Genomic DNA, 17,518 nt, shown 5'->3' with positions numbered 1-17,518 from the left:
TAGAGTGATAGCCTACGATATATGGTGCTTGAGCTGCAACCAGAATTTCGCGGTGAAACCACATAATTTCGGGATGTATAAATATACAGGTGTTAGATTTGGACGATCAAAGTTACTTGGTACACACAGAAATGAGCATCGGCGAAAACATCCGGATCAAAAGAGAGAGGAAAGGTCTCACTCAGAAGGCTCTGGCTGAAGCCATAGGCAGCGGCGAGAACACCGTCGCGGGCTGGGAAAAGGATAAAAATGCTCCGCCAGGTGACAAAGTGGTGCGAATGGCGATCCTTTTTAAGTGCACGACAGATGAGATCCTGCTTGAAGGGAGCGAGCGTGACGTAGCAGAAGACATGAAAGCTTTGTTTAGACGATTCAGTGATTTACCCGATTCCGTTAAACCGATGGCTCGCAACATAGTTAGCGGTGTGCTTTCGAGCTTGGAGCTTGAAGACTATTTCACCGACCGTGGGAAACAACGGTGAAATGGGTGTAAAACACGAGGCGGAAGGAAAGACAGGAAAGTTGACTTGCTTTAAAAGTATGGAAAACCATACCAAAGTGGGGGTGTAACAGCACCCCCACTCGCTTCGCTCGAAAATCGGGGAAGCAAGGCATCAAAAGTTCCACGCTGGAACTTTTCAGCGGGCAGTACCTGGTAGGGATGAAAAAGGGAAAACGCGATGCCCGGTAAGCCAGCTGAAGGAAAAGAGAAGAAAATGCCCAAGAATGACTTGGACACCAAGTTATTGAAATCTCTTAAAAACCCTGAAAAGAGTTTGGAGCCACTGGGACCACTAGCAGGAAAACCAAACGGCTGGCCTAGTGAGGAAGAGGAGTAAAGTTCCAGCCTAGAACTTTGTGGAAATCAGAAGAAAAAAGCCGTAAGGCTCTGCCCTACCACCCGCTCTTCGCTCGAGAGCGCGGGACGAAAAAGCTGTCCCACCCTCACGAACAAAGACTGACTTGATCAGTTACCTGGCTAACAAAATCGCCTCAGCAAACAAATCTAGCGTGGCATAGCCGGCACCACCCTTGCGATCCAAATAGAAGCCCTGGAGGCCACAGGCGGCCGGCATATCACAGTCTAAAAGTCGTGAATCACCAATCATGCAGGCCTCTTTCGGAGTGGCCGAAACCGAATTCAAAGCATGATGATAAATCTCGATGGAAGGCTTAGCAGCACCAACAGCAAAGCTATAAATGTAGCCATCCAAATCTGGATAAAGCCGCTCAATGGCTGAAGCATATGGCTTCGCGAGATTTGAACACACGACAACACTCAGCCCCGCGGCTTTAAGCGTTTTGACCGCAGAAACCCCGTCGCAATAAGCCTCAATGCTGGCCAGCTCGCTCTCCAGATCCGATTCGAGCTGAAGCATCATAGAAGGCTCCACCCTAATGCCAAAGCGCTCAGCGGCCTCCCTCAGATCCAAAGGATTGGTTAGCAGGTCCTGCGAGTCCCGACTACCAGGTCGACGCCCTTGTTCAATTCCCAGCCTGATGATTTTACGGTACGGATGGCAGCCTTCACCGATTTTAAGCAAGGTGCCAAAGGCATCAAAAATAGCTAAAGAAACAGGCATAGATAAAACTCAGGGCAGTGCAAAAAACGCCACGCATAATGGACGTTATGGATAAATTCAGCGCCGGGGCTTCGCCATTATCCCGGCGCTAAATTCGTCGATTACGACGGCAAAGCTACCATAACGTCACAGAAATTATGCGTAATCATATGATTCGTTATCAGGGGCAGTGCCAACCAGATTTCAACCAGCGCACCACGCTCCTCATCGGCCAAACCCAACCCATCTCGATTTGGCCGATGACCCTGAATCACACCTGAGCGAAACCACCATCTACGAACATCTCGCTGCCTGTCATGAAGCTGCTTTCATCCGACGCCAGGAACAATGCCGCATTCGCCACTTCATCTGGCAAACCCATACGACCCAGCGGCACACGCGTCACCATCGAATCAACAATCGCATCCTTCTGGCCGGTACCCGAAAGCGCTCGGTCCAAACCAGGCGTCGTCGTTGGCCCAGGTGAAAGCACGTTGACCCGAATACCCGTGCCTTGCAGATCCAGCGCCCAGCTTCTGGCGAAGTTTCGCAGTGCACCTTTCGAGGCGCTGTACACGCTGAACGCTGCGGTGCCCATCGAGGCTGTCGTTGAACCGGTCAGCACGATCGAGCCACCGGCGCTCATCAGTGGCAACGCGTTTTGTACGGTGAACAGCGTGCCTTTCACGTTCACGCCAAATGTGCGATCAAATGATTCCTCGGTGATCGATCCGATGGGTTCCAGATCTCCCAAGCCAGCATTGGCGAACAACACATCAATCTGGCCTTTGTCTGCTTTGATCTGGGCGAATACCCGCTTCAGATCCTGCAGATTTGAAATGTCGCCCTGGATTGCAACGGCGTCATGCCCGATCAGGACCAACGCTTTGTCCAGTTCCTCCTGGCGACGTCCGACGATAACGACCTGTGCACCTTCGGCCGCAAAACGTACGGCACTGGCCAAGCCAATCCCGCTGTTGCCACCGGTGACGACTGCGATTTTTCCGTTGAGCCTGTTCATGAGTGTTTCCTGGAAATGTTGAGGCTCAAGCGTAGATCTGCGCTATTGTTTTGAATAGTATGCACCTTTTGGTAAGTACCCAGCCTGAGGGCACAAACATGTCGAATAGCACCTTTAATTGCGGGCTCGACGCCGCCCTGGCGGTGATTGGCGGGAAATGGAAACCGTTGGTCTTGTACCACCTGGCCCATGAAGTTCACCGTTATGGCGAACTGCGGCGTGCAGTTGGCGGCGTGACGGATAAGGTGCTGATCCAGCAGCTGAAGGAGCTGGAGCGCGATGGAATCATCAATCGCATCGACTTCAAGGAAATCCCGCCGAAGGTCGAATATTCCCTGACCCCATTCGGCCATTCACTGGCCAAGGCCTTGGGGCCGCTTTGCCAATGGGGTACCGATCACATGCTCGCGGTTGAACGCATCAGCGAACGCCGAACAGGCGCCCTCGCCCAGCCTTAAACTCACGAAATACTTAACTCGACTAAATGGATATTTAGTTGAGTTAAATCAATAGCTTATGAGTTTATTACGCGATCAGGGATCGTTTACGACACCCATCCCCTCATGACTATGTACTGAGTCTGTAAGCACCGGCTTGTATGCACCGAGGGTGATCACTAAGCTGGCCGCTCTTTTTTACCGCCGTCCGGAATCACCATGTCTCGAAGTATCGCCCACCTCGCCCTGCTGCTGGGGTTGATCACCGCCGTCGGCCCGTTTGCCATCGACATCTACCTGCCGGCTTTGCCAACGCTGGGTGCCAGCCTGCATGCCTCGCCCGCTGCGGTGCAGATGAGCCTGACGGTGTTCTTTATGATCATCGGTGTATGCCAGCTGTTCTACGGCCCGATCAGCGATGTGTTCGGGCGCAAACCGCCGATCTACGCCGGCCTGGTGATCTTTATCGTGGGCAGCATTGGTTGCGCCCTCGCCCCCTCCATCGAAGCGCTGATCGGATTCCGGGCGTTGCAGGCCTTTGGCGCCTGCGCCGGGATGGTGATTCCCCGGGCAATTGTCCGTGACTTGTACACCGGCCATGAAGCTGCACGCTTGATGGCCTTGTTGATGCTGGTGGTGAGTATTTCACCGATTCTCGCACCACTGGCGGGCAGCCTGATCATTGCGGTATGGAGCTGGCGCGAAGTGTTTCTGGTGTTGGGTGTGGCCGCAGTGCTGTGCCTGATCATGACCGCCGTGCAACTGCCGGAAACCCACCCCGCCGAACGCCGCCTGGGCAAGACCCTGGGCAATGCGTTCGGCAGCTACGGCGCGCTGCTGCGCGATCCGGTGTTTACCGGGTTGTCGGTGGTGGGCGGTTTTGGCCTGGCGACGTTCTTTGTGTTCATCGGCAGCGCGCCGTTCGTGTACATCGAGTACTACGGGCTCACGCCAACGCAATTCAGCCTGTGCTTTGCCCTCAACGCAGCGTCGTTTTTTGCCCTTAGCCAACTGACGGCGCGCTTGAGTGCCCGCTTCGGTTTGGCCCCTTTGATTCGTTGGTCGGTGGCCGGCGTGGCGACCGTCATGACCTTGCTCGCTCTTACCACACTGTGGGGCAACAGCCTGCCGTTGATGATGGCGCTGCTGTTTGTCGGCTTTGGTTTCCTCGGCCTGCTATTGCCGGCGGCCGGGGTGTTGTCCCTGGAAGATCACGGCGCCGTCGCCGGTTCTGCATCGGCATTGTTGGGCGCGATCCAGATGATCACCGCGGCCGTGTGCATGGCGGTAGTGGGTGTGTTCGCCGACCACACACCGGCGCCGATGTTGATCGGCATCGCACTCAGCGCTGTGGCGGCGATGCTCACCGTGTGGTGGACGCTGCACCGCCTGCCGGCGCACCTGCAGCCTCAGCCGCGTACCTGAGCAGTGGAAATTGGGGCCTCAGCCTGAAGCCCCATGCCCGCCAAATAGGCCCACGGGTAAATCCCCCGCTGATGCCCATCGCTGAAGATCAACTGCACGCCATACCCCTGGGGATGCACTTCCAATACCCGAACACGGTCCGATACCAGCGGCAGCATGCCCCTCAACCGAAAGGCCCTGCACTGTGAACACGGGCATTCACGGCGCAGGCGGGTATGGTCGATCCATTGCACGCCTTCATGCCATTCCAGCCTCAAGCGTCCTTCATCATCGCGCCCAATGCTTTTCGGTGCGCTGTTCATTGCAGTTGCGCCAGGGCAATGCGGACCGCCTTGCGCACTTCCGGGTCGCCATCGTTGGCGGCATCACGCAACGGACCAAGGGCTTGGCGATCGCCCAATTCGCCCAGTGCCAGAGCGGCTTCCTTGCGCAGATTGCTGATGCTATGGCCCAAGGTCAGGACCAACCCGTGCAACGCTGGGGCATAGCGCAGGCGACCCAGGCTGCGGGTTGCGCGCAGGCGGACTTGCCAGTAGTCATCGGCCAGCGCCTTGATCAAGGCGTCGCCTGCACTGGCACTACCGACTTTGCCCAGGGTAGTCGCCGCCTCCTCCCGCACTTGCCAAGTGACGTCCTGCAACGCGTCATACAGCGCGGGTAGCACCCGGTCATCACTGGCAAGACCCAGGGCGCCGGTGGCGGCGCGCCGGACTTCGGTGTCCGGGTCGCTGCTGGCCAGTATCGCCAAGGCCTCCAGTGCCGGCAGGTGCTTTAGCCAGCCGAGCACGCCGACCGCTTCGCGGCGTACGCCAGCATCGGCATCCTTCAGCGCCAACAGTGCCGACGGCGCCGAATCTTCAAGGCGCAACTCGCGCAAGGCACGAAATATAGCCGTGCGCACACTGACGTCGGCGTGGGTGGTCCAGGGTAATAACAACCGGCCCGCCTGTGTTGTCTTGAGCACGCTCAAGCTCTGGGCGGCTGCGTCACGCACCGATACCTCGGTGTCGGTCAGCGCCTGGCACAGCGCCTCGACCACTTCGTCTTCCTCCCAGGCTTCCAGCAGGCTGGCGGCCTGGGCGCGCACGTCGGTGGCCGGGTCGTGGCGCAGGCTGTCTACCAGCCACACCAGGCCGTCTGGGTCTTCCAGGTCTGCCAAATCAATCAGGGCGATCCGGCGCATGCCGGCATCCGGCGCTTGCAGCCGGGGGCGCAGGGCTTCGATGTCGGGGTTTTCGGTTTCATAGGTCATATGGCAAATCGCGGTCTTGGGTGATCGTTGGGGAGCCCGAGCGGGTTCAGCCGTGGCAACTGGCGACCCTCTTCGTGGTGCAACAGCTCAAGGCAATGGCGCTTGAGGTGGGTAAATTCCGGCGAGGTCATCAGCTCGGTGCTGCGCGGCCTCGGGAAGGTCAGCAGGAAATCTTCGATAATGCGCCCCGGACGTGGGCTCATGACCAGGATGCGGTCGGCCAGGAACAGCGCTTCGTCGATGTCATGGGTGACAAACACCACCGTGGTGCGGATACGCGTCCAGATGTCCAGCAGCAAGGCCTGCATCTTCATGCGGGTCAAGGCGTCCAGCGCGCCGAAGGGTTCGTCCATCAGCAGCAGGCCGGGGCGATTGATCAACACCCGGGCGATTTCCACCCGCTGCTGCATACCGCCAGACAGCTGGTTGGGCCAGCGCTCGGCAAAATCTTCCAGGCCCACCAGTTGAAGAATGTCATCGGCGGCAGCAAGACGCTCGGCCTTGCCCACGCCGCGCATCTTCAGGCCGAAGGCGACGTTTTCGCGCACCGAGCGCCATGGGAACAGTGTGTGCTGCTGAAACACCATGCCCCGCTGCTGGGACGGCCCGGCAACCGGCTCGCCGTCCATTTCCAGGGTGCCCTGGCTCGGCGTGAGGTGCCCGGCCAGCGCGCCTAGCAAGGTCGACTTGCCACACCCGGACGGCCCGAGGATGCACACAAACTGGCCCGGCTCGATCCTGCAATCCAACGCTTTCACCGCCTCGAATGCCTGCTGCTTTTCGCCCAATACAATAGACAAGCCGCGAATCTCGACACGCCCTTCAAGTTGACTCATCAGGCTTTACCTCGTGGTCGATGCCAGGGGGTGAACAGTGCACCGAGGCGCTTGACCAACAGGCTGCTGCCCATGCCCAGCACCCCGATCAACAGCATACCGACGACAATGTCGGCATAGTTCTGAATGGTGTAGGACTCCCAGGTGTAATAGCCGATGCCGTATTGGCCGGAGATCATTTCCGCCGTCACCAGGCAGAACCACGAAGTACCCATGCCAATCGCCAGGCCGGTGATGATGCTCGGCGCGGCGCCTGGCAGGACCACTTCCAGCAGGATCGCCCGGCGCCCTGCCCCCAGGCTGCGCGCCGACGCGATCAGCCGTGGGTCGACGCCCTCCACGCCATGCACGGTGTTGAGCAGCACCGGAAACAGCGCGCCGGTGAAGGTAATGAAGATCATCGACAGCTCCGACGACGGGAACATCAGGATCGCCAGCGGAATCCAGGCCACCGCCGGGATCGGCCGGATCACCTCCAATGGCGGCAACAGCAGGTCTTCCGCCCACTTCCAGCGGCCAATCGCGATGCCCAGGCCGATGCCCACCACTGCTGCCGCCAGGTAGCCTTCAAACACCCGGGTTAAACTCGCACCCAGGTGCCTGGCGAGCTTGCCCGAGTCCGCCAGCCCAAGGGCGGCCTGCACCACGGAGCCCGGCGTGGGCACATTGGCGAAGGTCACCAGCCACAGGTTCCAGTGCTGGCTGGCCGCCAACTGCCAGAACAGCAGGCACAACAGCAATGAAGCGGCCTTGGGCAGCCAGCGCCATGGGGTGCTTGTCATGAACACGCTCCCTCAGCGACCGGCAACGGCCTGCGCGCCGGCGTCGGTAAAGTTGAACACCTTGCCGCCCTGAGCCTGGGCGAACTGCTGCGCCTGGCCCTTGAGCAGGAACGCGCTGAGTTGGCCTTGCTGATTGCTCGCAAACCACGCCTGGCTGGCCAACAACTTGATGCCGCTGTCCTGGGCCTGGGCATAGACCGCGCGCACCGCCTTGCCTTGTTTGTTCAGGCTGTCCAGGGCGGTGAACGCCGCTTCGGCTGAGGCGTAATCGCGCACCTTGGGCTCGCCCTTGACCCAGATTTGCGCGACATGCTTCCAGTCGGTGATCGGTTTGCCGGTCAGGGCATCGTTGGCCTTCAGCGGGGATTGGGCGTAATTGCCCAATTGCGCCGCATAGTCCAGGCCAGATGCCTTGAACGCGGCACGGATGTACTGGTCGTCGATAAAGGTATTGAGGTCCAGGCCGCGGTCAGCCTTTTTCAGCAATTTCAGGGTGTCGATCGCGGTGCCCACGGCCTGGCGGTATTCGGGTTTCCAGCTCAGGTCACGGGTTTGCACCCCCAGCGGGCCATGGAACAGATAGTTGACCTCGGCTTCGACACCGGTGACTTTTTCGATCAGTTCGCTGTACTTCTCCGGTTCTGCGGCCAGCAACTGATTAGCCTCGATACTCGCACGCAGGTAGGCGACGACGACTTCCGGGTACTGTTTGGCGTAACCCTCGTCCACCAGCGCGCCGTGAAAGGTCGGGGTATTGGATTGCGAGCCGTCGTAGATCTTGCGGGCGAAACCCCGGTTGGGGAACAGCTCGCCAAACGGCACAAAGTCCGCATGGGCGTCGATCTTGTTGGCCTGCAACGCCGAACCCGCCACTTCGGGCGCCTGGGCAATGATGTTGACGTCCTTCAGCGGGTCCCAACCCTGGGCTGCAACGGCGCGCAGCAACATGCCGTGGGCCGTCGAGGCGAATGGTACGGAGATGGTCTTGCCTTTCAGGTCGGCCAGGGACTGGGCGCTGGAAGCAATCGGCACCACGATGCCATTGCCGCTGCCCTTGATATTGCCCGACAACACGCTGATAAACAGGCTGTGCTTGCCCGCCGCTTCGAACGCCACGCCATTGAAGGCGCCGGGGAAGTCGGCCATCGCGCCAAAGTCCAGTTTGCCGGCGACCATTTCATTAGTCAGCGGCGCGCCACTGGTGAAGTTTTTCCACTGCACGTCGTAGGTAGCGTCCTTGTACTTGCCGTCGTGTGGCAGGTACTTGTCCAACAGCCCCAGCTCGCGGATCAGCAAGCCGCCCGCCGCACAGTTGATGGTGGTGTCCTGGGTGCCGATGGCCACCCGGATCGTTTGGGCCTGAGCCGACAGGCTCAAGGAAGCCAGCACCAGGCCGGCCAAGGTTGCACGCAATAACATTTGGGTAGTTCCCCTCGAATCGTGGTTGAAAGAGTCGTCTCCGCCACGGTCTGGCGTGGTGGGAAACGAGGGGGTGTCACTCGGATGGCGTCCGGGGTTGGCGGATGGCGTTTGCGGCAGATCTCAGCGCAGCAGGTACGGGATCTCGACCTTGACTGCGCCGGTGGGGCAATCTTTTTCACAGGGCATGCAGTACCAGCATTCATCGAACGCCATGTACGCTTTCTGGGTTGCCGGATTGATCGCCAACAGGTCCATCGGGCACACGTCGACGCAGACCGTGCAGCCTTTTTCGGCGATGCACTTGTCTTCATCCACCGTCACCGGGGCATTGGAGCGGAAGAATATTTCCTGGGGCTGATAGGCCATTTCACGGTGTCCTTGGCGCTTTTGCGCTCTCTGGCTGTAGCGGTGCAACGCAGGTTCAGGCAGCCGCGTGGGCGCCCACCCGCAGGCGGTCGTAGGCCTGCATCTCTTCGGCATCCAACGCAATCACATACGGCTCGACGGGTTTCTTGAAGCTGACCATCTGCCCGTCGTCACCTTTTTTCAGATGGCAATGGCAGAACCAGTCGGCGTCGTTGCGTTGCGGGTGGTCGACCCGGTAGTGGTACAAACCCCAGCGGCTTTCAGCGCGGTACAGTGAGGCGCGGGCGGCCATTTCGGCGCAGTCGCGAATCACGCTGGTTTCCATCGCGCGCATCAATTCATGGGGGTTGTGGGCTTTCATCTGGTCCAGGTCGCGCTCGATGTCGGCAAAGCGTTGCAAACCGATTTCCATCTTGCGGGTGACCTTGGGCGGTTGCAGGTAATCGTTGACGAAGCGCCGCAGCTTGTACTCGACCTGGGCCGGCGGCAGGCCGGTTTCGCGGTCCAGCGGCGCGTAGACCCGAGCCTGCTCGGTGGCGACTTGCCGGGCATCCACCGCGCTGAATTCGCGCCCGGCCACAAAGCTGGCAGCGTTGATGCCGGCGAACCAGCCATAGGTGAACGCACCGAGCATGTAGTTGTGGGGCACGGCCGCCATGTCACCCGCCGAATACAGGCCCTTGACCGACGTCTCGGCGCGCTCGTTGACCCACACGCCCGACGCCGAATGCCCGCTGCAAAAGCCGATCTCGGAGATGTGCATCTCGACCATCTGGCTGCGGTAGTCAGTGCCCCGGTTAGCGTGAAACTGACCACGGCTGGGACGCTCGTTGCTGTGCAGGATCTGCTCGATGTTCTGGATGGTTTCCTCGGCCAGGTGATCGAGCTTGAGAAACACCGGGCCGTTACCGCTTTCGAGCTCCTGGTGGAACTCCCACATCATCTGCCCGCTCCAGTAGTCGCATTCGATGAAGCGCTCACCCTTGTTGTTGGCGGTGTAGCCACCCAAGGGCCCGGTGACATAAGCGCAGGCCGGGCCGTTGTAGTCCTTGATCAGCGGGTTGATCTGGAAGCACTCCAGGTTCGCCAGTTCCGCACCTGCGTGGTAGGCCATGGCGTAGCCGTCGCCGGCGTTGGTCGGGTTTTCATAGGTGCCCATCAGGTAACCCGACGATGGCAAACCCAGGCGGCCGGCCGCGCCGCAGCACAGGATGACCGCCTTGGCCTTGATCACCTGGAAGTCGGCCGTACGGCAGTCAAACCCCATCACGCCGTTTACTGCGCCTTCGCTGTCGGTCAGCAAACGGGTGCAGACCAGCCGGTTGGTGATGTTGACCCGCGCCCGCTTGAGCTGGCGATACAGCACCTTCTTGATGTCGTGCCCTTCAGGCATCGGCAGCACGTAAGCGCCCATGTGATGAACTTTTTTCACCGCGTAATCGCCGGTTTCGTCTTTCTCGAACTTCACGCCCCAGCGGTCCAGCTGCTCGATGGTTTCAAAGCTGTGGGTCGCGTAGGCATACACCGCCGCCTGGTTGACGATGCCGTCGTTGGCGATCGTGATTTCCTTGGTGTACTGCTCCGGCGTGGAGTGGCCTGGAATAATCGCGTTGTTCAGCCCGTCCATGCCCATGCTGATGGCGCCGCTGCGTTTGACGTTGGCCTTGTCGATCAACAGAACGCGTAAATCGCGGTTGGCCTCCTTGGCCTTGATCGCTGCCATGGGGCCGGCGGTGCCGCCGCCGATCACCACGATGTCGTATTCCAGCTCCAGGGTTTTGCGGCTCACGGGCGGCTACCTCGCTGACGGTCGATGCGCAGGCGGTACTGAAACGCATCGCCGCGGTAATACAGGTGTTCAAAGTCCACTGGCTGGCCGTCGGCGGTGTGGGTCAGGCGCTCGATGCGCATGATCGGCGAACCCGCCTCCACGTTCAGCGCCTGGGTCAGTTCGCTATCGGCGAGCACCGCGTCAATCGCCACGTCGGCGTGACCCAGTTGCAAACCGCAGTCGTTCTCCAGGATCAGAAAGATGTCGCGGGTCACCAGGTCGGCGTTTTCCAGGCGCTCGCCCAGGACCTGGCTGAGGTAGGTGATTTCCAGCGACACCGGCTCGCGATTGATCAGCCGTACCCGCTTGATCTGCGTGACAGTGGTGCCCTCCTCCACGCCCAGGCGCTCGGCCACCAACTTGTCAGCGGGCACAAAGCGGTAGCTGCGCAGACGGTTGATCACTTCATAGCCGCGCTCGGTCATGGACTCGCCCAACCCTTGCAGGGTGCTGACGTTCTGATAAGCCTTGGGCTTGGAGACAAAGGTACCCTTGCCGTGGATCTTGTAGATCAGGCCTTCCTTTTGCAGATCACCCAAGGCCTGGCGCACGGTGATGCGGCTGACTTTGAAGCGCGCACCCAGCTCGCTTTCTGAAGGCATCTGGGTGTTCGGCGCGTACTCACCATCAAGGATGCGGCTGCGCAGCAGATCCCGCAGCTGGGCATGCAGCGGAACGCTGGACAGAGGGGATAAGGCGACGGTTGATTCGTTCATCAGGACCACTTGTCATAACGAGTTATGACGTGATCATAAGGAGTCTTATGAAAGGCGTGGAAATACCGTTTTGGAATAAGGTTATGGACAGGAGGACTGCGCATCGATTTGGCTGATGTCTGCTATTGGCCCGCAGGCGTTCATCCCCCCGGCAGGCGCTTTGTAGAATGAGCCTCACAGTCAAGCCACCACCTTCGTGGTGCCGGAGGTTCTCATGCGTTATTTGCTTATTGCCGTGCTGGGCCTGTTCAGCACACTGGCCATCGCCCAGGGCGAAGCCACGGCGCCCACTGTGAGTGCCAGCGCACCCGCCAGCGAGACGTACGACTACTCTCAGGACCTGGATATCGCCAAGGTGGTGCGGGTCAGTACCGAGTCATCCACCGAGTGCGGTCCGGTCAAAGGCCACATGGTCTACATCGACAGCCACGGCGTGCGCCATGAGCTGGACTACATGCGCCTGGGCGATGCCTGCCAGCACGGTTGATTGCAACCATTCGTCGGGCCTGGCGGGAATCGATTACAACTATTGCCGCGCGCAAAATTACTAATCCATAGAACCCGTTGTGATCTATGGAGATTGAGATGACTGACTACCCACGCCCACCTTTCGCCAGCCAGGCCCAATCCGTTCCCGGTTCGCAGAAGAAGATGGACCCCTACCCCGACTGCGGCGAGAAGAGCTACACCGGCTCCGGCCGCCTGGCCAACAAGATCGCCCTGATCACCGGCGCCGACAGCGGCATCGGCCGCGCCGTGGCGATTGCCTTTGCCCGTGAAGGTGCCGACGTGGCCGTCGCCTACTTGGATGAACACGAGTACGCGAAGGAAACCGCACGCTGGGTGGAAGAAGCCGGTCGCCAGTGCCTGTTGTTGCCAGGGGACCTCGCGCAAAAGGCCAACTGCCAGGCGATTGTCGACCAAACCGTCGAGCAGTTCGGGCGTATTGACGTGCTGGTGAATAACGCAGCGTTCCAGATGACCCACGAGACTCTGGAAGAGATTCCCGACGAGGAATGGGTCAAGACCTTCGATATCAACATCACTGCGATGTTTCGCATCTGCAAGGCGGCCCTGCCACATATGAAGGCCGGCGGGTCGATCATCAATACCAGTTCGGTGAACTCCGATATGCCCAAGCCGACGTTGCTGGCGTATGCGGCCACCAAGGGCGCAATTGCCAACTTTACCGGCGGCCTGGCGCAACTCTTGGGCAGCAAGGGCATCCGTGTGAACAGCGTGGCCCCCGGGCCGATCTGGACGCCGTTGATTGTCTCGACCATGCCCGATGAGGACGTGAACAGCTTTGGCAGCGAGACGCCACTGGGCCGCCCTGGGCAGCCGGTGGAGGTGGCACCGATCTATGTGCTGCTGGCTTCGGATGAGGCGAGTTACATCTCGGGCTCGCGATACGCGGTGACCGGTGGCAAGCCGATTCTCTAAGGCCGGACATCAATCCAGTGTGGGAACGGGCTTGCTCGCGAAGGCGGTGGATCAGTCACACATGTAGTGCCTGACACTCCGCTTTCGCGAGCAAGCCCGCTCCCACATTTGGTACTCGGTTAGCCTGGAGATCGTGTCGGATCAGCTTTGCGCGGGTACGTGCGCTCCTCCTGAATCCGCCCGTCCATGCTGTGAATCCTCAGCGACGCCGTCTTGTCGCTGAGAAATTCCTTCGCCAACTCAACGATCGCCTCTTTGGTTTCCGCCGTTTTCGACGGCCGCGCCGAGCCCTGCTTGGTCAGTGCCCAACCCGTGCCGGTCTTGTTGATGTTGTAGGTATCCATGGTCTGCTCCCTTGACTGAATGAACACGGCACGCGGCAAAACCCGCGCCCTACTTATTGCGAGCGCGGGTGCCGGGCAGAGTTCAAGGCAGTTGGCGGATCAGGTTACAGGCGGGCCTACAGTCAATCCGATCTGGATCAGTAACCGCTCGCGGCCGTCATCACGCCGCCCACAATCGCAATCCCCGAACTGCTGCCCAAACGTGTTGCCCCGGCATTGATCATCTTGATCGCCGTCTCATAATCGCGCACGCCACCGGAGGCCTTGACCCCAACCCCGGCACCCACGGTTTTGCGCATCAGCGCCACGTCTTCCACCGTTGCGCCGCTGCGGCTGAACCCGGTGGACGTCTTGACGAATGCCACGCCCAAATCCCGGCAGATCTCGCACGCCTGGACTTTCTGTTCGTCGTCGAGCAGGCAGGTTTCCAGGATCACTTTCAACGGCACGGCGCCGCAGGTCTTGTGGACCAAGGCAATGTCATCGCGCACCGCGTCCAGCAGCCCTTCCTTCAACCAACCGATATTGAGCACCATATCGATCTCCCCTGCCCCGGCGGCAATTGCCCGTTGGGCTTCAAATGCCTTGGTATCACTCAGGCCGGCACCCAGCGGGAAGCCCACCACCGCACAAATCACCACGCTATCGTCGGTCAGGCACGACGCGGCGTAAGGCACCTGGCCTGAATTCACGCACACCGAATAAAAGCCATGTTCCCGGGCTTCTTCACACAAGGTGCGGATCTGCTCACGGGAGGCGTCGGGAGCCAGCAAGGTGTGATCGATGTACTTCGCCAGTGCTGCGGGTTGAAGAGTGTTCATTTAACGAGTCCTTGCCTGTATGTTGCCAATGTTCGTGTACCGCCTGTCACAGCGCTCACATAAAATACGTTACAATACTCACACTTAATGTTACTTATTTAACACAAACAATCAAGCCCTGGAATACTCGTGGACAGTAGAAAAGCCGAGCGACTCAAGCTTATCCAACAAGCCTTGCAGGACCAGAACGCCATTCACCTGAGGGAAATGGCCGCGCTGCTGGACGTGTCCGAGATGACCCTGCGCCGGGATCTGAGCCACTTCACCGATCACTTGCGCCTGCTCGGTGGCCATATCACCCGGGTCGGCAGCGAGGCCAGCGATTATCGGGTAGCCGATCAGGACACGCGCCACGTCGAGGAAAAGCGTCGCATCGGCAAGCTCGCCGCCCGGTTGATACAACCCGGTGACACGGTATTTTTCGACTGCGGCACCACCTCGCCCTTTGTCATTGATTTCATCCCTGATGAGCTGGAGTTCACCGCGGTGTGCAGCTCGTTGAACGTGCTGCTCAGGCTGCAGAACAAACCCAACTGCCACATCGTGTTATGCGGCGGCACTTTTCACCGCAAGAACCAAGTGTTTGAAAGCAGTGCCGAAAGCAGCATTCTCGACAGCGTGCGCCTGACGTGGGCCTTCGTTACCGCTGCGGGCGTCAGTCAGGAGTTCGGCGTGACGTGCTTCAACTTCAATGAAGTCGAGGTCAAGCAAAAGGTCCTGCGCCAGGCCCAGCAGCGGGTGCTGCTCGCCGACTTCAGCAAATTCGACACAGTGCGCACCGCTCACTTCGCCACCCTGGGCGACTTTCAGTACGTGGTCAGCGACAAGAAAATCCCCCGCGCCTACAAGGACGCCATTCAGGCGAGCGGCGCGCAATTGCTGGTCTAACCCAGCAACCGCTGCCGCTCTTGCGCATTCAGGTAGCCGGTGGTCACGCTGAACGAAGCGCTGGCCCCGGCTGCCAGCTGACGCACGTGACCTTTGGCGTTCTCGGCGTTATAGCCTTCGGGTTCGCAGGTTGACGGAAGCACGAACGCCGCCACTTGTTGATCCGGCGTGTGCAGAATCCAGCGTGCGGCGTGCTCGAACTGTTCGGGACGGTAACGGGTGTAGAACGCCGCGCCATCGCTATGCTCCAGCAGAAAGTGCGCGTGGCCCGTGGCGTCGGTACCCACGCCGTCGAAGAAAAACACAATCTCAGGGTCGTACAGCGCCGGCTGATCGAGGCAGGCCAACTGGGCTGGATGCTCGGCCAGCTGCGCCATGTAGGCGCTCCAGTCGGGTGTTGGCTTGACGTGGTCCGGCACGCTGGTACGCAGGCGCAGGCGCTGCATACCCAGCGGCTCGACGAACCGGCCGCCGGCCACATAGGCGTAGTTCATGTGGGCCATGTACATCAGGTCCATGGGCTTGCCGGCCAGGTTGGTCACGTCCATGTCGATGTCGAACACGGCCGAATCGGCGCGCAGGGTCACGCTGGGGCACGCCCGGTAACGATCACCGAATCCCTTGGCGTATTGATACGAGCCGCCCAGGCGCACAAAGCCCTCGCCTATTTCCAGCCAGGCCGTGTCCATGGGCGCGCAGGGCATTTCACCGTGCAGCGCATGCGTATCATCCGGCGCCGGGCAACCATTGCGCAGCAGGCCACTGTGGAACATGAAGCAGCCGTAGGTATCGATGATCGTCGGGCTGGGACGAGGCTGTTCAAACAGGTTGCTCATGGTCAGGTCACAGCCGTCGAACACGGCCGACCAGATCATCTGCCCTTGATAAGGCAGCACGACAAGCCGCCCACGGCTGTTCTCCAGGGCCACAGCCAGCACGCCGGACGGGTACGTCCAGGCGCTGACCTTGAAATCCCCAGACTGCAACAGGATCTTTTCCTGCTCGCCAAACACCGCACGATACAGCGGCATATGCGTGTTCATGAGGCCACCGCTGCTGCCGAGCCCAACGGGGCGGTGTCTGACTGGCGCAGGCATTTGACCGCATAGATCACGATCACGATAAAGCACAGCAACGGCACGCTGTAGGCCAACTGCATGTTGCCCCCGCTGGCGTCGGACAACAGGCCCTGGAAGATCGGAATCACTCCGCCGCCGACAATGCTCATCACCAGCAATGAACCGCCGACGCCGGTGTCCTCGCCCAGGCCATCGATGGTCAAGCCGTAGATTGTCGGCCAGCAGGGGCCGAGGAAAATGCTCACGCCGACCGCTGCGTACACCGCCGAGATGTTCGGCACCAGAATGGTGTAGGCCAGCAGCACGATGCACAGCACGCCGTAAATCGCCAGGACCCTGGCCGGGTGCAGTCGGCGCATCAGCAAGTTGGCGATCATCTTGCCGACAAAGTAGGCGGCAAAGGTGGTGAGTAGAAACCATGAAGCACTGCGCTCATTCATGCCGCCCATTTGCATGGCCAGGCGGATGGTGAAGCTCCACACGCCCACCTGCGCGCCCACGTACAGAAACTGCGCGAGTACGCCAAAGGTGAAGCGCGGGTTACGCCACAGCCGTCCCAAGCTTTGACGCAGGCTCCCGGGCTTGCTGTCGGCCGGCTTATTGCCCTTGCAGGCCGGGAACCTGGTGATGGCGATCAGGATAAACATCAGCACCAGCACAGCGATCATCCACTTGTAGGGCAACAACGTGGACTGAATCATTTGCAACTGCTGCACCGCAGCCTCGGAGACACTCATCTGCTGCAGTTGTTGGGTAGTGGCGTCGGTGTCCTTGAACATCACGAAGCTGCCCACGTACACCCCGGCCATGGCGCCGAACGGATGAAAGGTCTGGGAGATATTCAAGCGCCGGGTCCCGGTTTCCCGTGGGCCCATCAGTGTCGAGTAGGTGTTGCACGCCGTCTCCAGGAACGACAGGCCGGCGGCAATCACGAACAGCGCCAGCAGGAACATCCCGTACTTGGCCGTGGACGCGGCCGGGAAAAACAACAGGCAGCCGAACATGTACAGCAGCAGGCCGATCAGGATCGTGGTCTTGTAGCTGAACCGACGAACCACCATCGCGGCCGGAATCGCAACAAAGAAGTAGCCGAGGTAAAACGCCGACTGCACAAAGGCGGTCTGGAAATCACTGAGCAAAAACGCCTTCTTGAAGTGGGCGATCAGCACGTCATTCATGCTCGCCGCAGCCGCCCACAAGGCAAAGATGCTGCACAGCAGGATAAAGGCGAACCAGGGCGTGCGGTTCAGGTAGAAACCATCGGGTGTCTGTTGCAGCGCAGGTTTGTTCATT

At 59.8% G+C, this 17,518-nt stretch carries 21 protein-coding genes; 7 read left to right on the top strand and 14 right to left on the bottom strand.

The genetic code is table 11. The features are described from left to right. Positions 1 to 98: 98 nt before the first annotated feature. A complete protein-coding gene (locus tag SNL23_RS14230; protein WP_318302533.1) occupies positions 99 to 482 on the top strand; it encodes a helix-turn-helix domain-containing protein in 384 nt (127 codons plus the stop codon). Positions 483 to 680: 198 nt separating this feature from the next. Next, positions 681 to 839, top strand: a complete 159-nt coding sequence (locus SNL23_RS14225) for a hypothetical protein (protein ID WP_318302532.1) — start codon at positions 681 to 683, stop codon at positions 837 to 839. Positions 840 to 971: 132 nt separating this feature from the next. Here the strand turns inward: SNL23_RS14225 and SNL23_RS14220 are convergent, their stop codons facing one another. Continuing rightward, on the bottom strand, positions 972 to 1,583 hold the full coding sequence (locus SNL23_RS14220) for an HAD family hydrolase (RefSeq protein WP_318302531.1): 612 nt from the start codon (positions 1,581 to 1,583) through the stop codon (positions 972 to 974). A 250-nt stretch (positions 1,584 to 1,833) separates the two neighbouring features. Further along, the gene (locus tag SNL23_RS14215) at positions 1,834 to 2,583 is read right to left on the bottom strand and encodes an SDR family NAD(P)-dependent oxidoreductase (RefSeq protein ID WP_318302530.1); all 750 of its coding nucleotides are present in this window, start codon (positions 2,581 to 2,583) and stop codon (positions 1,834 to 1,836) included. A 98-nt stretch (positions 2,584 to 2,681) separates the two neighbouring features. On the opposite strand from SNL23_RS14215, the gene SNL23_RS14210 reads away from it, so the two are divergent. Continuing rightward, a complete protein-coding gene (locus SNL23_RS14210; protein WP_318302529.1) occupies positions 2,682 to 3,041 on the top strand; it encodes a winged helix-turn-helix transcriptional regulator in 360 nt (119 codons plus the stop codon). Positions 3,042 to 3,239: 198 nt separating this feature from the next. Then, positions 3,240 to 4,445, top strand: a complete 1,206-nt coding sequence (locus tag SNL23_RS14205) for a multidrug effflux MFS transporter (protein ID WP_318302528.1) — start codon at positions 3,240 to 3,242, stop codon at positions 4,443 to 4,445. Here the strand turns inward: SNL23_RS14205 and SNL23_RS14200 are convergent. The 8 genes from SNL23_RS14200 to SNL23_RS14165 all read right to left on the bottom strand — a co-directional run bounded on the left by SNL23_RS14200 (position 4,430) and on the right by SNL23_RS14165 (position 11,650). Continuing rightward, the gene (locus SNL23_RS14200) at positions 4,430 to 4,747 is read right to left on the bottom strand and encodes a DUF971 domain-containing protein (protein WP_076013445.1); all 318 of its coding nucleotides are present in this window, start codon (positions 4,745 to 4,747) and stop codon (positions 4,430 to 4,432) included. The two genes, SNL23_RS14205 and SNL23_RS14200, sit on opposite strands and share 16 nt — an antisense overlap. Next, on the bottom strand, positions 4,744 to 5,697 hold the full coding sequence (locus SNL23_RS14195) for a HEAT repeat domain-containing protein (RefSeq protein ID WP_318302527.1): 954 nt from the start codon (positions 5,695 to 5,697) through the stop codon (positions 4,744 to 4,746). The genes SNL23_RS14200 and SNL23_RS14195 overlap by 4 nt, the downstream gene beginning before the upstream one ends. Then, on the bottom strand, positions 5,694 to 6,533 hold the full coding sequence (locus SNL23_RS14190) for an ABC transporter ATP-binding protein (RefSeq protein ID WP_093196951.1): 840 nt from the start codon (positions 6,531 to 6,533) through the stop codon (positions 5,694 to 5,696). The genes SNL23_RS14195 and SNL23_RS14190 overlap by 4 nt, the downstream gene beginning before the upstream one ends. Beyond that, entirely contained in the window at positions 6,533 to 7,315 is a 783-nt protein-coding gene (locus tag SNL23_RS14185) for an ABC transporter permease (protein WP_318302526.1), read from the bottom strand. Before SNL23_RS14185 ends, SNL23_RS14190 begins: the two co-directional genes overlap by 1 nt. Positions 7,316 to 7,327: 12 nt before the next feature. Continuing rightward, positions 7,328 to 8,734: an ABC transporter substrate-binding protein gene (locus tag SNL23_RS14180; RefSeq protein WP_318302525.1), complete on the bottom strand. Its 1,407-nt coding sequence runs from the start codon at positions 8,732 to 8,734 to the stop codon at positions 7,328 to 7,330. 123 nt (positions 8,735 to 8,857) lie between these two features. After that, a complete protein-coding gene (locus SNL23_RS14175; protein WP_003217650.1) occupies positions 8,858 to 9,103 on the bottom strand; it encodes a 4Fe-4S dicluster domain-containing protein in 246 nt (81 codons plus the stop codon). A gap of 55 nt (positions 9,104 to 9,158) precedes the next feature. Next, entirely contained in the window at positions 9,159 to 10,892 is a 1,734-nt protein-coding gene (locus SNL23_RS14170; protein ID WP_318302524.1) for a fumarate reductase/succinate dehydrogenase flavoprotein subunit, read from the bottom strand. Then, entirely contained in the window at positions 10,889 to 11,650 is a 762-nt protein-coding gene (locus SNL23_RS14165; RefSeq protein ID WP_318302523.1) for a GntR family transcriptional regulator, read from the bottom strand. The genes SNL23_RS14170 and SNL23_RS14165 overlap by 4 nt, the downstream gene beginning before the upstream one ends. Positions 11,651 to 11,864: 214 nt before the next feature. On the opposite strand from SNL23_RS14165, the gene SNL23_RS14160 reads away from it, so the two are divergent. Both SNL23_RS14160 and SNL23_RS14155 read left to right on the top strand, forming a co-directional pair. Further along, entirely contained in the window at positions 11,865 to 12,137 is a 273-nt protein-coding gene (locus SNL23_RS14160) for a DUF2790 domain-containing protein (RefSeq protein WP_076013435.1), read from the top strand. Positions 12,138 to 12,235: 98 nt separating this feature from the next. Next, positions 12,236 to 13,093: an SDR family oxidoreductase gene (locus tag SNL23_RS14155; RefSeq protein WP_318302522.1), complete on the top strand. Its 858-nt coding sequence runs from the start codon at positions 12,236 to 12,238 to the stop codon at positions 13,091 to 13,093. Positions 13,094 to 13,212: 119 nt separating this feature from the next. Here SNL23_RS14155 and SNL23_RS14150 read toward each other — a convergent pair whose 3' ends face one another. Next, complete coding sequence (locus SNL23_RS14150) at positions 13,213 to 13,437, bottom strand: DUF2188 domain-containing protein (protein ID WP_003217639.1); 225 nt, start codon at positions 13,435 to 13,437, stop codon at positions 13,213 to 13,215. A 137-nt stretch (positions 13,438 to 13,574) separates the two neighbouring features. After that, entirely contained in the window at positions 13,575 to 14,258 is a 684-nt protein-coding gene (gene deoC, locus SNL23_RS14145; protein WP_076013434.1) for a deoxyribose-phosphate aldolase, read from the bottom strand. Positions 14,259 to 14,387: 129 nt separating this feature from the next. Between deoC and deoR the strand changes: the two genes are divergently transcribed. Next, the gene (deoR, locus tag SNL23_RS14140) at positions 14,388 to 15,146 is read left to right on the top strand and encodes a DNA-binding transcriptional repressor DeoR (protein ID WP_076013433.1); all 759 of its coding nucleotides are present in this window, start codon (positions 14,388 to 14,390) and stop codon (positions 15,144 to 15,146) included. Here deoR and SNL23_RS14135 read toward each other — a convergent pair. After that, positions 15,143 to 16,189 (bottom strand): aldose 1-epimerase family protein, encoded by a 1,047-nt coding sequence (locus SNL23_RS14135; protein WP_318302521.1) that lies wholly within the window; start codon positions 16,187 to 16,189, stop codon positions 15,143 to 15,145. The two genes, deoR and SNL23_RS14135, sit on opposite strands and share 4 nt — an antisense overlap. Then, positions 16,186 to 17,517 carry an L-fucose:H+ symporter permease gene (fucP, locus tag SNL23_RS14130; protein WP_076013431.1) on the bottom strand — a complete coding sequence of 444 codons (1,332 nt, stop codon included), beginning with the start codon at positions 17,515 to 17,517 and terminating at the stop codon, positions 16,186 to 16,188. Before fucP ends, SNL23_RS14135 begins: the two co-directional genes overlap by 4 nt. Between the last annotated feature and the right edge of the window lies 1 nt (position 17,518).

Source organism: Pseudomonas sp. SED1 (assembly GCF_034044025.1).
GTDB lineage: Bacteria > Pseudomonadota > Gammaproteobacteria > Pseudomonadales > Pseudomonadaceae > Aquipseudomonas.
The sequence above is the reverse complement of the archived record's forward strand: the minus strand, read 5'-3'. Positions and strand labels throughout refer to the sequence as shown.

Excerpts from the sequence above, each read along its gene's own strand:
- SNL23_RS14160 (WP_076013435.1), top strand. The coding sequence starts at position 11,865 with ATGCGTTATTTGCTTATTGCCGTGCTGGGCCTGTTCAGCACACTGGCC.
- SNL23_RS14155 (WP_318302522.1), top strand. The coding sequence starts at position 12,236 with ATGACTGACTACCCACGCCCACCTTTCGCCAGCCAGGCCCAATCCGTT.
- SNL23_RS14165 (WP_318302523.1), bottom strand. The coding sequence starts at position 11,650 with ATGAACGAATCAACCGTCGCCTTATCCCCTCTGTCCAGCGTTCCGCTG.
- SNL23_RS14150 (WP_003217639.1), bottom strand. The coding sequence starts at position 13,437 with ATGGATACCTACAACATCAACAAGACCGGCACGGGTTGGGCACTGACC.
- SNL23_RS14195 (WP_318302527.1), bottom strand. The coding sequence starts at position 5,697 with ATGACCTATGAAACCGAAAACCCCGACATCGAAGCCCTGCGCCCCCGG.
- SNL23_RS14215 (WP_318302530.1), bottom strand. The coding sequence starts at position 2,583 with ATGAACAGGCTCAACGGAAAAATCGCAGTCGTCACCGGTGGCAACAGC.
- SNL23_RS14175 (WP_003217650.1), bottom strand. The coding sequence starts at position 9,103 with ATGGCCTATCAGCCCCAGGAAATATTCTTCCGCTCCAATGCCCCGGTG.
- SNL23_RS14220 (WP_318302531.1), bottom strand. The coding sequence starts at position 1,583 with ATGCCTGTTTCTTTAGCTATTTTTGATGCCTTTGGCACCTTGCTTAAA.
- SNL23_RS14200 (WP_076013445.1), bottom strand. The coding sequence starts at position 4,747 with ATGAACAGCGCACCGAAAAGCATTGGGCGCGATGATGAAGGACGCTTG.
- SNL23_RS14185 (WP_318302526.1), bottom strand. The coding sequence starts at position 7,315 with ATGACAAGCACCCCATGGCGCTGGCTGCCCAAGGCCGCTTCATTGCTG.
- SNL23_RS14190 (WP_093196951.1), bottom strand. The coding sequence starts at position 6,533 with ATGAGTCAACTTGAAGGGCGTGTCGAGATTCGCGGCTTGTCTATTGTA.
- fucP (WP_076013431.1), bottom strand. The coding sequence starts at position 17,517 with ATGAACAAACCTGCGCTGCAACAGACACCCGATGGTTTCTACCTGAAC.
- SNL23_RS14225 (WP_318302532.1), top strand. The coding sequence starts at position 681 with ATGCCCGGTAAGCCAGCTGAAGGAAAAGAGAAGAAAATGCCCAAGAAT.
- SNL23_RS14210 (WP_318302529.1), top strand. The coding sequence starts at position 2,682 with ATGTCGAATAGCACCTTTAATTGCGGGCTCGACGCCGCCCTGGCGGTG.
- deoC (WP_076013434.1), bottom strand. The coding sequence starts at position 14,258 with ATGAACACTCTTCAACCCGCAGCACTGGCGAAGTACATCGATCACACC.
- SNL23_RS14180 (WP_318302525.1), bottom strand. The coding sequence starts at position 8,734 with ATGTTATTGCGTGCAACCTTGGCCGGCCTGGTGCTGGCTTCCTTGAGC.
- SNL23_RS14135 (WP_318302521.1), bottom strand. The coding sequence starts at position 16,189 with ATGAACACGCATATGCCGCTGTATCGTGCGGTGTTTGGCGAGCAGGAA.
- SNL23_RS14205 (WP_318302528.1), top strand. The coding sequence starts at position 3,240 with ATGTCTCGAAGTATCGCCCACCTCGCCCTGCTGCTGGGGTTGATCACC.